Origin of the sequence: Agrococcus jenensis, from assembly GCF_003752465.1 — a bacterium.
Classification (GTDB): Bacteria; Actinomycetota; Actinomycetes; order Actinomycetales; family Microbacteriaceae; genus Agrococcus; species Agrococcus jenensis.
The window spans coordinates 951,197-963,515 of record NZ_RKHJ01000001.1 but is presented as its reverse complement, the minus strand read 5'-3'; the positions used below and the strand labels follow the sequence as shown (position 1 = coordinate 963,515).

Sequence of the window (12,319 nt, the reverse complement as noted above, 5' to 3'; positions counted from 1 at the left end):
GCTCAGCGCCTCAGCTCGAACGTGGTGGTCCCGATCCGCACCGAGCTGCCGACGCGCACCGGGGTCGCCTCGGTGATCCGCTTGCCGTCGACGTAGGTGCCGTTCGTCGACCCCAGGTCCTGCACCATCCACTGGTCGCGCCAGCGCACGATCTTGGCGTGCGCGCTCGACGTGTAGTCGTCCTTGATCTGCAGGCCCGACCCGCTCGAGCGCCCGATCGACAGCCCCGTCTCAGGCAGGTCGAGCTCGAGGCCGGCGCGCGGGCCGGAGGTGATGACGACCCGGCTCGCGGCGCCGCCGCTCGGCGCGACGCGCTCGGTGACGGTCGTGGGGGTGTCGGCCGGGGCAGGTGCCTGTGCGGTCGCGCCCGCCGCGGCCGCGCGGTTCTGCTGGCTCTGCACGGCGACGCGCTGCAGCGGCGTCAGGCGCGGCCCGAACAGGTCGCTGCGCAGCGAGTAGAGCACGATGAAGATGAACAGCCACAGGAGCGCGAGGAAGCCGATCCTGATGATGATGAGGGTCAGCTCGCTCATGCTCGCCCCTTCGGCTGCGCCAGCACGCGGTACACGATGCGCGTGGCGCCGATGTCGATGATGGAGTCGGGCTCGAGCAGCGCGCTGCTGAGCGCGCGCCCGTTGAGGGTCGTGCCGTTCGTGGAGCCGAGGTCGCTCACCTGGGCGCGGGTGCCGTCCCAGACGATCTCGGCGTGCTTGCGGGATGCGCCGGCGTCGTCGACCGTGATGTCGGCATCCGAGCCCCGGCCGATCACCGTGCGGCCGCGGCGGAGCGCGTGGCGCTTGCCCTTGATGTCGACGACCGCCGTCCAGACGACCTCGCCGGCCTCCGTGCCGGAGACGATCTCGAGCATGCCGGTCGTCTTGCCGTCGTCGGGCTCGAGGCCGAGGTCGATCGCGCCGGCGAACGAGTAGCCCGACTGGCGCGCGTGCGCCTGCACGGTGCCGGTCAGCTCGTCGAGGAGCGCGTCGCCGAGGCGGCGGAGGCGCTCGAAGTCGGCGGGCGCGAGCCGGACGGTCAGGCGGTTGGGGACCAGGATGCGATCGCGCGAGACCACCGACGCGTTCGTGTCGAGCTCGCGCTTGAGCGCGCTGGCGATCTCCACCGGCTCGACGCCCGAGCGGAAGGTCTTCGCGAAGGCGCCGTTGACGGCCTTCTCGAGCCCGCGCTCGATCGAATCGAGGAATCCCATGGATGTATCACCGTCCTTTGCCGCCGTCAGCGTACCTGCCGAGCCTAGGAACCTGATATTCTCGTGTGGTTGCCCGGTTCCGACCAGGCTTCGCGCGAGTGGCGGAATTGGCAGACGCGCTGGCTTCAGGTGCCAGTGTCCGCAAGGACGTGGGGGTTCAAGTCCCCCCTCGCGCACGAACGGCCCCGGGCTCCACCCCGGGGCCTTTCGCTTGCCCGATCAGTGGGCGGTCGGCTCGAGGACGACCTTGATGCACTCGTCCTCCTTCTTCTGGAAGATCTCGTACATGTCGGGCGCCTGCTCGAGCGGCACGCGATGCGTGGTGAGGTCGGCGGTGCCGAGCGGGTCGGCCGGGTCCTCGACGATCGGCAGCAGCTCGTCGCGCCACGACTGCACGTTGCACTGGCCCATCCGCAGCGTGATCTGCTTGTCGAAGAGCGTCATCATCGGCATCGGGTCGGCCGAGCCGACGTAGACGCCGCTGAGCGACACGGTGCCGCCTCGCCGCACGGCGTCGAAGGCCGTGTGCATCGCCGAGAGCCGGTCGAGGCCCGCGTGCTTCATGAGCGGCTTCGCGAGCAGGTCGGGCAGCGCGCCGACGAGCTGCTGCGCGGTCGCGGTGCCGGGCGCGCCGTGCGCCTCCATGCCGACGGCATCGACGATCCGGTCGGGACCGCGGCCCTCGGTGAGGTCCGTGAGCGCGTCGGTCGCGTGGTCCATGTCGAGCGTCTCGACGCCGTAGCGCTCCGCCATGGCACGGCGCTCGGCGACCGGCTCGACGGCGATGACGCGGTGGCCGAGGTGGCGGCCGATGCGCGCGACGAACTGCCCGACCGGGCCGAGGCCCATGACGCCGAGCGTCTCGCCGGGCTGGAGGCCGGCGTAGGCGACGCCCTGCCAGGCGGTCGGCAGGATGTCGCTGAGGAAGAGGTAGCGGTCGTCGGGCAGCTCGGAGCCGACCTTGGTCGCGTTGAAGTCGGCGAGCGGCACGCGCAGCCGCTCGGCCTGCCCGCCGGGCACCGAGCCGTAGAGCGACGTGTAGCCGTAGAGCGCGGCGCCGGCGCCCTGGTCGCGGTTCTGCGTCGTCTCGCACTGCGTCGTCAGGCCGCGCGAGCACATGAAGCAGCTGCCGCACGCGATGACGAACGGGATCACGACGCGATCGCCCGGCTGCAGGCTCGAGACCGCCGAGCCCACCTCCTCGACGATGCCCATCGGCTCGTGCCCGAGGATGTCGCCCTTCTTGAGGAAGGGGCTGAACAGCTCGTAGAGGTGGAGGTCGGACCCGCAGATCGCGGTCGACGTGATGCGGATCACCGCATCCGTCGGCTCTTGGATCCGCGGGTCCGGCACCTCGTCGACCGAGACCTTGCGCTTGCCCTGCCAGGTGAGTGCTTTCATGCCTCCACGCTAGGCCGGTGGGGTACAGATCGGCTGAGATTCGGAGCAGACGTGGAGGTCCCGGCCCGCGCGCTCAGCGGTCCTTCGCGACCTTCCCGATGAGCGCCTCGCCGATCGCGAGGCGGTCCTGGTCGTCGTCGCCCGGCACCCGGTCGCCGCGCAGGCTCCGCCCGGCCGTCTCGTTGAACGTGAGGATGGCGAGCAGGCCGACGATGCCGGCGACGGTCATGTAGAAGCCGGGCACGAGCGTCGAGCCAGTCTGCTCGATGAGCGCCTCGTTGATGAGGCCGGCCGGGCCGCCGAGCAGCGACGTCGCGACGTTGTAGCCGAGCGCGAAGCCCGCGTAGCGCACCGTGGTGGGGAAGAGCGCCGGCAGCGACGCCGAGATGTTGCACAGCAGCATCACGAGGAAGAGGCCGAAGATCGCAAGCCCGAGCACCTGCAGCACGAGGTTCCCGGTGTTGAGCAGCATCACCGCCGGCACCGAGAACAGCGTGAACCCGATCGCGGCCGTGAGCAGCAGCGGCCGTCGCCCGATCCGGTCCGTGAGCGCCCCCATGGGGATGATCACCGCCATCATCACGAGCTGGACGCCCACGAGCATGAGTCCCGCCTGCGTGCCGTCCATGTCGAGCGAGGTCTGGAGGAACGTGGGCATGTAGGTGAGCACGAGGTAGAACGCGGTGTTGATGAGGATCGTGATGCCCATGATCTTCAGCAGCTGCTTCGGCTGCTGCGTCACGAGGTCGCGCAGCGTCTGCCAGGCGCTCGTCCGGGTGTCCTGCTCCTTGGCCTCCTCGAAGACGGCCGACTCGTGCAGGCGCGCGCGCATGGCGAGGGCGATGAGGCCGAGCGGCAGCGTGAGCAGGAACGGCAGGCGCCACCAGCCGGCCTCCATGCCGTCGCTGCCGACGATCGCCTCGAGCGCGGTGACGAGGATGGCCGCGAGCGAGAAGCCGAGCAGGGTGCCGAACTCGAGGAACGACCCCCAGAACCCGCGGCGGTCGTCGGGCGCGTGCTCCGCCATGTAGACGGCGGCGCCCGCGTACTCGCCGCCGGCCGAGAAGCCCTGCACGATGCGCAGCAGGAACAGCAGCACCGGTGCGAGCCAGCCGACCTGCTCGAAGGTCGGCAGCAGGCCGATGGCGGCGGTGGCGACCGAGATCATCATGATCGTGAAGACGAGCACCTTCTGGCGCCCGATGCGGTCGCCGAGTGGGCCGAGGATCGCGCCGCCGAGCGGGCGGACGAGGAACGAGACGGCGAAGCCGAAGAGCGTCCAGAGGATCGCGTCCTCCGAGCCGCCGAAGATCTGCGTCGAGAGGTGCACGGCGAGGTAGCCGTAGATGCCGTAGTCGAACCACTCGATCGCGTTGCCCGCCATGGCGCCCATGACCGACTTGCGGACGGTCGTGCGCTGGACGGGGGAGAGGTCGATCTCGCGCGTGATGGGCGGCGGGCCGCTCTCGGGGTGTGCGGGTGCTGTCTGCTCGGTCATGGGCCGTATCCCTTCCGGATGGGTGGATCGTGCGGGGTGTGCGGTCGTGCAGGGCGGTGGTCAGCGGTGCAGGTGGAGGGCGAGGCGCACGTAGGCGCGGGCGGCGGCGTGGAGGTCGGCGATGCGGACGCGCTCGTCCGGCTGGTGCGCCTGCCCGGTGATGTCGCCCGGGCCGAGGATGATCGTCGGGCAGCCGTGGTGCCGCGCGATGAAGCCGCCCTCGCACGCGGCCGTCCATGCCTCGACGGGCGCGGGAGCGCCCTCGGCGACGAGCGCGTCGACGGCGGCGGCGACGAGCGGATGCGCGCGGTCGGTCTCGAAGCCGGGCATCTCCATGAGCAGCGAGGCCTCGGCGGTGCAGCCGTCGTCGCGGAGCGCGCCCTCGATGCCGGCGCTGAGCTGCCCGAGCGCCTCCGCCCCGGTCTCGCCCGGCATGAGCCGCCGGTCGACGAGCAGCGTGCAGCGGTCCGGCACGATCGAGGTGCCGTGCCCGCCCTCGATGCGTCCCACGTTCCAGGTGGCGGAGCCCAGCAGCCCGGCGGCGCCGGCGCGCAGCCGCGCGTGGTCGTCGGCGATCCAGTCGACGATGCGCGCCGCGGTCGTGATCGCGCTCGCGCCGTCCTCGGGACGGCCGGCGTGCGCGGCGCGGCCGCTCACCTCGACCTGCAGGTTGGCGGCGCCCCGGCAGGCGATGACGACGGCGAGGTCGGTCGGCTCGGCGACGATGCACGCGCGGTAGACGGAGGCGGCGTCGGTCGCCGCGAGGTGCGCCTCGATGCCGGTCGCGAGGTCCTCCTCGTCGACGGTCACGAGCAGCTCGAGCGGCAGCTCGGGGCGCACGGTGTGCACGGCGGCGAGCGCCTGCAGCGCCGCGGCGATGCCGCCCTTCATGTCGGCGGCGCCGCGGCCCGTGAGCCAGCCGTCCGCGACGCGCGGGTTGAACGGGTCGGCCGCCCAGCCCTCACCCGCCGGCACGACGTCGCTGTGGCCGAGCATGAGGATGCCGGGCATCGCCTCGGTCGGGTCTGGCCCGAAGCGGATCGACAGGTTGGGGCGATCCGGCGCGACCGGCTCGCGGCGGCTGCGCCCGCCCAGCCGCGACGCGATCGACTCGAGCACCCGCACGGCGACGAGCTCGGTGCCGCCGGGGTTCTCGCTCGCCGCGAGGATGAGCGAGGATGCGTCGGCGACGATCGTCGCCTCGTCGACGAGCGCGAGCGCCCGCTCCAGGTCGGCGTCGACGCTGCCGGCGGCATCCGTCACGCGTCGCCTCGCACGATCAGCTCGCGCGGCGCGCTCGTGAGCACCTCGACGCCGTCGGCGGTGATCGCGATCGACTCGCTCAGCTCGCAGCCGTAGCCCGACATCCACATGCCCGCGATGATGTGCAGGCAGACGCCCGGCTCGAGCACCGTCGTGTCGTCGCCGCGCACCGAGACCGTGCGCTCGCCCCAGTCGGGCGGGTAGCCGATGCCGATCGAGTAGCCGAGCCGCGAGGGCTTCTCGACGCCATGCTGCGCGATGTGCTGCGCCCAGATCGCGTGCACGTCGGCGACCGCACGGCCGGGACGCAGCCCGTCGAGCACGAGCGCGAGCCCCTCGGCGGTGATGTCGGCGAGCCGCTCGAGCCGCGCGTCGGGGCGACCGAGCGTCAGCGTGCGCGCGAGCGGCGCGTGGTAGCGGTGGTGGGCGCCCGCGAGCTCGATCGAGACGGCCTCGCCGGCGCCGAGCCGACGCGCGCTGAAGGTCATGTGCGGGGTGTCGGCCGACTCGCCGGTCGGCAGCATCGGCACGATCGCGGGGTAGTCGCCCTCCGCGCCCTCGACGCCGGTCGCCTGCGCGAACTGGATCGCCGCAGCGACGTCGTTGAGCCGGGCGCCCTCCGTGACGGCGTCGATCCCGGCCTGCATCGCGGCCGACGCGACCCGGCCGGCCTTGCGCATGAGCTCGAGCTCGGCCGGGCTCTTCACGAGCCGCGCCCAGTTCACGAGCTCGTGGCTGTCGACGAGCTGCCACTCGGGCAGCCCGCGCTCGAGGGCGTGGAACGCGCGCACCGAGAAGAAGTGGGCGTCGGCCTCGAAGCCGACGCGGCCGCGCTGCGCGAAGCCGTGCTCGCGCAGCTGCTGCGCCGCCCAGTCGAACGGGTGCACGGCCTGCTGGTGCACGAGCGCCTCGGGGTAGCCCAGGATGCGCTCGGGCGGCGTCTGCGCGGTGCGGTGCGCGCCGCCGGCGTCCATCGCCCGCATGATGAGCAGCGGCTCGCCGACGAGCGGCACGAACAGCAGCTGCGGCATGTAGAACGACCACGCGTCGTAGCCGGTGAGGTAGTGCAGGTTCGCCGGGTCGACGACCACGAGCCCGTCGAGCCCCGACGCCTGCATGCGTGCGCGCGTGCGGGCGAGCCGGTCGGTCAGCGCTTCGGGGCTGGGGCGCACGGATGCCTCCTCGAGTCGGTCCAGCAACCCTATGCCGGGGGCCGCCGGGTCCCGCCGGAGCCGCGCGGTGCCCGCGCCGTCCCGACGGCCCGGTCATGCACGCGCCGTCGTGCCCGCGCCGTCACTCCCGCAGCGGCACGAAGGCGTACCGGCCCCGGTCCTCCCGCGCGCGCGGCCGCCCGTCGCGCACGTCGACGACGGTCATCCGGCCCGCGACGGGGGCGACCATCCGGCCGCCGTCGGCGAGCTGCGCGACGAGCGCGTCGGGCATCCGCCACAGGTCGGCCGAGACCAGGATGCGGTCGAAGGGCGCGTCGTCGGGCAGGCCGAGGATGTGCGGCGTCGCCTGCCGCACGCGCGCGCGGCTGCCGTGCGCTGCGAGGTTGGCGTTGGCGGTCTCGACGAGCTGCGGCACGAGCTCCACGCCGATCACGGCAGCGCCGAGCTCCTCGAGGATAGCCGCGGTCCAGCCGGAGCCGGCGCCGACGTCGAGCACCCGGTCGCCCGGTCCGGCGTCGAGCAGCTCGAGCATGCGGGCGACCGTGGACGGCTGCGAGCTCGTGGCGTCCCAGCCGATCCCGACGGGGCGGTCGACGTCGGCCAGGTGCCGCACCACGGGCGGCAGGAAGGTCGCGCGCGGCGTCGCCGCCATGGCGGCGCGCACCCGCTCGACGACCCCTGGCTCGACGTGCAGCTCGCTCACGGATCGCACGCTACGCCCGCGCGCTGCGCAGGTCGAGGGCCGCTGCCGCGGCGTGATGGAGCGGTGCGGACTGGCTCATGGGCGCTTGCGCTCTCGCAAGGTCTGGTGAAGGCGCCTGGTCTGTCCGCACCGCTCGACTTGGCCGCGACTGTACGCCGACGGCCACCCCGCCGCAACGGTCCGGTCGTCGGCTGTGGACGGGCGCGAGGCCGTCAGCCGAGCGGCACCTGCGGCGCGCGGATGCCGGGGTGGCCGCGCGGGATCGATGCGAACAGCACCCAGCCCGAGATCGCGACGCAGGCGATGATGAGCGGGTAGGTGAGCGCGACGCGCATGATGGCGAGCCAGGTCGCCTCGTCGAGCCACCACAGCACCGTGAAGACGGCGACGCGGACGACGTACTGCGCCACCCAGACCCACGAGGCGCGGCTGTACGCGCGCAGCAGCCCGGGGTCCCGGCGCCATCGCGTCCGGGTGCCGATGAGGCCGCCGACGATGAGGCCGAGGAACGGCCAGCGCACGGCGATCGACACGATCCACGCGAGCGCGCTCGCCGCGTTCGACAGCAGCTGGACGAGGAAGAAGTTGCGTGCCTCACCCGTCTGCTGGGCGATCATCGCGGCGACGGCGGTCGCGAGCATGCCGATGAGCACCGCTCGCGCTGTGCGGCGCTGCACGACGGACAGCACCAGGACGACGGCGCTCGCGGCGAGCGACCAGACGACGGATGCGGTGAGGTCGCCGTCGCTCGCGAGCCAGCCCACGAGGAACCCGACCGGGGGCACGCTGCCCTCGACGGCCGCCCGGCCGCCGCCGAGCAGCCGCGCGAGCGACTCCTCGCGCGTCGGGTCGGCGTCGGCACGCTCGCCGATGGGCGGGGGATCGGCGGCGTCGCCGGGGAGATCAGACATCGGGCGCGCCACGGAGCGAGGCTATCCCGGGCCGGCATCGGGCCGCCAGGCGGCCGGGGCGGGGCTGCGGCTCAGTTCGTGCGCCACCCGCGCGGGCCGCGCGAGCCCGCCCGGTACTCGTGCATCGGCACCGCATCCGATCGCCACGCGTCGAGCACCGGCTCGACGATGCGCCAGCACTCCTCGGCGGCGTCGCCGCGCACCGCGAGCCGCGGGTCGCTGTCGAGGATCGACGCCAGCACCTCGCCGTAGGGCAGCAGCGACCCGCCGCCCAGCTCGCCGCGCAGCACCGTCTGCTCGAGGGTGAAGGGGTCGCCCTTGCCGTTCGTCGTCAGGTGCAGCTCGAAGCCGTCGGGCTTGAAGTCGATGACGAAGCGATCGGGGGTGTCGCGGCCCGAGAGCCCCTTCGGCACGTGCGCGGGCGCCTTCCAGTGCACGATCGCGCGCTTGCGCACGCCCGCGAGCGACTTGCCGGAGCGCAGGATGAACGGCACCCCCGCCCAGCGCGGGTTCGCGATCTCGACCTGCACCTCCGCGAGCGTCTCGGTGCCGAGCGACGGGTCGACGCCCTCCTCGGCGACGTAGTCGGGCACGTCCCGCCCCTCGACGGCGCCCGCGGTGTAGCGCGCGCGGCGCGAGTGCCGGACGGGGTCGACGACGCTCGCCGCGCGCAGCACCTGGCTGATCGCGTCGCGGAGGTCGCGCTCACCGACGCTCGCGATCGGCTCGATGGCGATGAGCGCCATGATCTGGAGCAGGTGGGACTGGATCATGTCGCGCAGCGCGCCGTTGCGGTCGTAGTACCCGGCGCGGCCCTCGAGCGTGACGGTCTCGTCGTAGAGGATCTCGACCCGCTCGATGCCGTCGCGGTCCCAGGTCGGCTCCAGCAGCCGGTTCGCGAAGCGCAGGCCGAGCAGGTTCAGCACCGTGTGCAGGCCGAGGAAGTGGTCGATGCGGAAGATGCGCTCCTCGGGCACGATGCGGGTGACGAGCGCGTTGAGGCGCCGCGCCGACTCGAGGCTGTCGCCGAACGGCTTCTCGATCGCGAGGATCGTGCCGTCGGGCACGCCGATCTGCTCGAGGGTGCCGCACACGAGCTCGGTGATGTGCGGCGGCAGCGCGAAGTAGATGACGAGCCGGTCGCACGCGATGCTGTCGAGCAGTGCGCGGAGCGCGACCGGATCGGTGGCGTCGGTCGCTACGTAGCGCGTGGACGACAGCACGGCCTTCGCAGCCGCGCCCTGGGCGCCTCCGACGTTCAGCGCGGTGCGCACGCGATCGTGCCAGTCGCCCGCGGCGAGCTCGCGCAGATCGGCGCCGACGATCTCGACGCGGCGCGACGGCTGCGATCGCAGCAGCGTGGCGATGCCCGGCAGCAGCAGGCGACTCGTGAGGTCGCCGGATGCGCCGAGGATGAGCAGGGTGGTCGAGCGGCTCGGTGCCATGGCCCGATCCTCGCATCCCCGGCTGGGGGCGCGTCAGGCGGGGCGGCTCACCACCAAATGCCGCCGCCCGCCGAGATGCCCGCCAAGGTGAGCGCGACGAGCACGAGCGCCACGACGGCGGGGGCGATGCCGCGGCCGCCCGCGTGGCGCGACTTGAAGAGCGCGATGATCGCGAGGATGCCCGCGATCGCCGCGGGGCCGCCGCCGAAGATGACGCCGATGAAGAACGGGATCGGCATGAGGACCAGGCCGACCAGGCCGATCCCGAACGCCCACCACGCCCACGGGTTGGATCGCTTGGTCTCCATGGCCCCATGGTCGCAGCAGGAGCCTCGGAGGCCGCTGGTGATCGCGGCACCGATCGGCTTCCTCAGCACCGCCCGACGTTGTCGTCAGGCTTTTGCGGACACTGTTGCGATTGACGGTTCGCGGGTCTTTGCTGGTCGCAGCAACTGCGACGAGGGCCGTGCGAGGCCCGAGCGCGCTGCCAGGCGCTGCGGCGCCGCGGCCGGGAGTGGACGATGCGGGCAGAGGGTCGGGGACGCGCGCCGGGGGCTCCCGCGCCCCGGTCGCGCACGCCCCGCCACGCCGCGCCGCGCGTGCGCCACCGCGGGCACCGCGCGCTCGCGGCCGCGGTCGCCATCACCACGAGCCTGCTCGCGCCGCTCGGCGCGGCACCCGCGGCGGCGACCGAGCCGCCGCACGAGCCGGACGAGGTCACGGCCACGCTCACCCTGCTCGCGGAGGTCGACGGGGGCGACGGCGGGGATGCCGCGCTCGGCGAGTGGGTGCTCGAGGCAGTCGGCCCGACGCCCATCCGAGGCGCGAGCGGCGACCCCTCGGTGACCGGCACGCCCGTCGCGGCCGGCGCCTACGCGCTGCAGGTGACCGGCGGCAGGGGCGGGTACGGCGCCTCCGCATGGTCGTGCACCGGCGGCGTCCTCGACCAAGCCACGGTGACGCTCGTCGCCGGCGACGACGTGACCTGCGCCGTCGTGCTCGACGACCACCCCGTCGACCTCGCGCTCACGCTCGACGACGGCGGCGCCGCCCCGGCGAACGGCGGCGCGTTCGACCTCGCGATCGGCGTGCACAACCTCGGCGCCCGCGACGTCGACCTCGACGAGGCGGTCACCGCGATCGCGGCCGTGCCCGTCGGCGCCGTCGTGACGGCCGTGCCCGGCGGCTGCTCGGCGTCGGCCGGGATCGTCACGTGCGGCATCGACCCGGCGGCGCTCGCCGCCGGCGCAGCTGTGTCGCTGTCGATCGCGCTCCGGTTCGACGCGGGCGCGACCGCCGGCGCGTTCGTGACGGTCGCATCCGTCTCCACCGACGACGACGCGGCGCCCGTCCCCGCGGCGTGCGGCGCGTCGAACAACGTCGACTGCGAGCAGACCGAGCTGCGCTACCCCACGCTCACGCTCGTGCAGGTGCTCGCGACCGACGACGGCGGCGACGCCACGCTCGCCGACTTCACGCTCAGCGCATCCGGACCCGTCGAGATCGGCGGCCCGAGCGGCGCGCCGGCCGTCACCGTCGCACCGGTGCCGGCCGGGGCCTACCGGCTGGGCGCCGCCGGACCCGCGGGCTACGCGGCAGGGGCGTGGAGCTGCACCGGCGGGTCGCTCGAGGGCGACACGCTCGTGATCACCGGCGCCATCGACGTCACCTGCACCATCGGGCGCGACGACGGGGCCGTCGACCTGGAGCTGACGGCGAGCGGCGACGAGGTCGTGGCGGTCGGCAGCGAGACCGGCCTCTCGCTGCTCGTCCGCAACCTCGGCGCCCGAGCCGTCGACCACGACGAGCCGGTGGCGGTCGCCGTGGCGCTGCCGACCGGCATGCGCTTCGTGAGCGGGGCGGGCTGCGCCGCCGACGGCGGCACCGTCGCCTGCGCGATCGACCCGGCCGCGCTGGGATCCGGCGCCGCCGTGCGGCTCGAGCTGCGGGTCGCGATCGCGGCGGACGCGGTCGCCGGCACGCTCGACAGCGGGGCGACCGTCTCGACCGAGGACGATGCCGTGCCCGCGGGCGGCTGCGAGCGGCCCTCGAACAACGCCGCGTGCCTGCACACGCGCGTCGTCGCCGGGTCGGTGACGGCGCAGAAATCGGTGTGGGAGCGCGTGAACGGGGCGTGGATGTCGTCCGACGGCACCGTCCGCTTCGGCGACAGCGTGCAGTTCCGCATCGTCGTGCGGGCGGTGGGCGAGGCGCCGAGCACCGGCGTCGTGCTCCTCGACCGGCTGCCCGACGGCCTGCGCGTCGACGAGGCGGCCCGCTGCTCGATGCCGTGCACCGTCGACCTCGACGACGCCACCGGCACGCAGCGCATCACGATCGGGACGATGGCGCCCGGCGACGTCGTCACCGTGACAATCGAGGCGACGGTGCCGGGCGTCCCGTCGCAGGCGGACGGGACCACCGTGCGGGTCGCCTTCGACAGCGCGGCGTCGCTCTCGAGCGACAACGTCGAGAGCGCGCCCACGAACATGGTCACGCTGCGCGCGAGCCACGCGCTGCCGGCCGCGCGCCGCAGCGGCGGCGAGATCCCGCTCGGCGGCATCGGCCTCGCGCTCGCCCTGCTCGTCGCCGGCGGGCTGCTGCTCGTCCGCTCCCGGGAGCTCATGCCCCGCTGACCCCACCGACCCCGAGCCCCCGTCTGTCGTGACCAGGCGGGGGCTCGGCCCTGTCCCGGGCGGATGCGCCGTGGCAGGCTGTG

Annotated in this window: 11 protein-coding genes and 1 tRNA gene; 2 read left to right on the top strand and 10 right to left on the bottom strand. The window is 73.7% G+C overall.

Annotated features, from left to right (window positions below; translation table 11 throughout):
* Positions 1 to 2: 2 nt before the first annotated feature.
* Positions 3 to 533 carry an FHA domain-containing protein FhaB/FipA gene (locus EDD26_RS04740; RefSeq protein ID WP_123696652.1) on the bottom strand — a complete coding sequence of 177 codons (531 nt, stop codon included), beginning with the start codon at positions 531 to 533 and terminating at the stop codon, positions 3 to 5.
* A complete protein-coding gene (locus tag EDD26_RS04735) occupies positions 530 to 1,207 on the bottom strand; it encodes an FHA domain-containing protein (protein ID WP_123696651.1) in 678 nt (225 codons plus the stop codon). The genes EDD26_RS04740 and EDD26_RS04735 overlap by 4 nt, the downstream gene beginning before the upstream one ends.
* Positions 1,208 to 1,299: 92 nt before the next feature.
* Between EDD26_RS04735 and EDD26_RS04730 the strand changes: the two genes are divergently transcribed.
* A tRNA-Leu gene (locus EDD26_RS04730) sits at positions 1,300 to 1,383 on the top strand.
* A 43-nt stretch (positions 1,384 to 1,426) separates the two neighbouring features.
* Here the strand turns inward: EDD26_RS04730 and EDD26_RS04725 are convergent.
* The 8 genes from EDD26_RS04725 to EDD26_RS04690 form a co-directional block, all read right to left on the bottom strand.
* Positions 1,427 to 2,608: a zinc-dependent alcohol dehydrogenase gene (locus EDD26_RS04725; RefSeq protein WP_123696650.1), complete on the bottom strand. Its 1,182-nt coding sequence runs from the start codon at positions 2,606 to 2,608 to the stop codon at positions 1,427 to 1,429.
* 73 nt (positions 2,609 to 2,681) lie between these two features.
* On the bottom strand, positions 2,682 to 4,106 hold the full coding sequence (locus tag EDD26_RS04720; protein ID WP_123696649.1) for an MFS transporter: 1,425 nt from the start codon (positions 4,104 to 4,106) through the stop codon (positions 2,682 to 2,684).
* Positions 4,107 to 4,166: 60 nt separating this feature from the next.
* On the bottom strand, positions 4,167 to 5,369 hold the full coding sequence (locus tag EDD26_RS04715; RefSeq protein ID WP_211333828.1) for a M20 family metallopeptidase: 1,203 nt from the start codon (positions 5,367 to 5,369) through the stop codon (positions 4,167 to 4,169).
* Entirely contained in the window at positions 5,366 to 6,541 is a 1,176-nt protein-coding gene (locus tag EDD26_RS04710; protein WP_245989760.1) for a M24 family metallopeptidase, read from the bottom strand. The genes EDD26_RS04715 and EDD26_RS04710 overlap by 4 nt, the downstream gene beginning before the upstream one ends.
* A gap of 121 nt (positions 6,542 to 6,662) precedes the next feature.
* Positions 6,663 to 7,244 carry a protein-L-isoaspartate O-methyltransferase family protein gene (locus EDD26_RS04705; RefSeq protein WP_245989758.1) on the bottom strand — a complete coding sequence of 194 codons (582 nt, stop codon included), beginning with the start codon at positions 7,242 to 7,244 and terminating at the stop codon, positions 6,663 to 6,665.
* Positions 7,245 to 7,456: 212 nt separating this feature from the next.
* A complete protein-coding gene (locus tag EDD26_RS04700; RefSeq protein ID WP_123698447.1) occupies positions 7,457 to 8,155 on the bottom strand; it encodes a DUF3159 domain-containing protein in 699 nt (232 codons plus the stop codon).
* A 71-nt stretch (positions 8,156 to 8,226) separates the two neighbouring features.
* Positions 8,227 to 9,600: a glucose-6-phosphate dehydrogenase gene (locus EDD26_RS04695; protein WP_123696648.1), complete on the bottom strand. Its 1,374-nt coding sequence runs from the start codon at positions 9,598 to 9,600 to the stop codon at positions 8,227 to 8,229.
* A gap of 47 nt (positions 9,601 to 9,647) precedes the next feature.
* The gene (locus EDD26_RS04690) at positions 9,648 to 9,908 is read right to left on the bottom strand and encodes a hypothetical protein (protein ID WP_123696647.1); all 261 of its coding nucleotides are present in this window, start codon (positions 9,906 to 9,908) and stop codon (positions 9,648 to 9,650) included.
* Between the two features lie 291 nt (positions 9,909 to 10,199).
* Between EDD26_RS04690 and EDD26_RS04685 the strand changes: the two genes are divergently transcribed.
* Positions 10,200 to 12,236, top strand: coding sequence for a DUF11 domain-containing protein (locus EDD26_RS04685; RefSeq protein ID WP_123696646.1), 2,037 nt, complete (start codon positions 10,200 to 10,202; stop codon positions 12,234 to 12,236).
* Positions 12,237 to 12,319: the final 83 nt, after the last annotated feature.

Bases quoted from the DNA above. Each gene is read 5' to 3' on its own strand.
- EDD26_RS04740 (WP_123696652.1), bottom strand. From the start codon at position 533: ATGAGCGAGCTGACCCTCATCATCATCAGGATCGGCTTCCTCGCGCTC.
- EDD26_RS04735 (WP_123696651.1), bottom strand. From the start codon at position 1,207: ATGGGATTCCTCGATTCGATCGAGCGCGGGCTCGAGAAGGCCGTCAAC.
- EDD26_RS04725 (WP_123696650.1), bottom strand. From the start codon at position 2,608: ATGAAAGCACTCACCTGGCAGGGCAAGCGCAAGGTCTCGGTCGACGAG.
- EDD26_RS04720 (WP_123696649.1), bottom strand. From the start codon at position 4,106: ATGACCGAGCAGACAGCACCCGCACACCCCGAGAGCGGCCCGCCGCCC.
- EDD26_RS04700 (WP_123698447.1), bottom strand. From the start codon at position 8,155: ATGTCTGATCTCCCCGGCGACGCCGCCGATCCCCCGCCCATCGGCGAG.
- EDD26_RS04695 (WP_123696648.1), bottom strand. From the start codon at position 9,600: ATGGCACCGAGCCGCTCGACCACCCTGCTCATCCTCGGCGCATCCGGC.
- EDD26_RS04690 (WP_123696647.1), bottom strand. From the start codon at position 9,908: ATGGAGACCAAGCGATCCAACCCGTGGGCGTGGTGGGCGTTCGGGATC.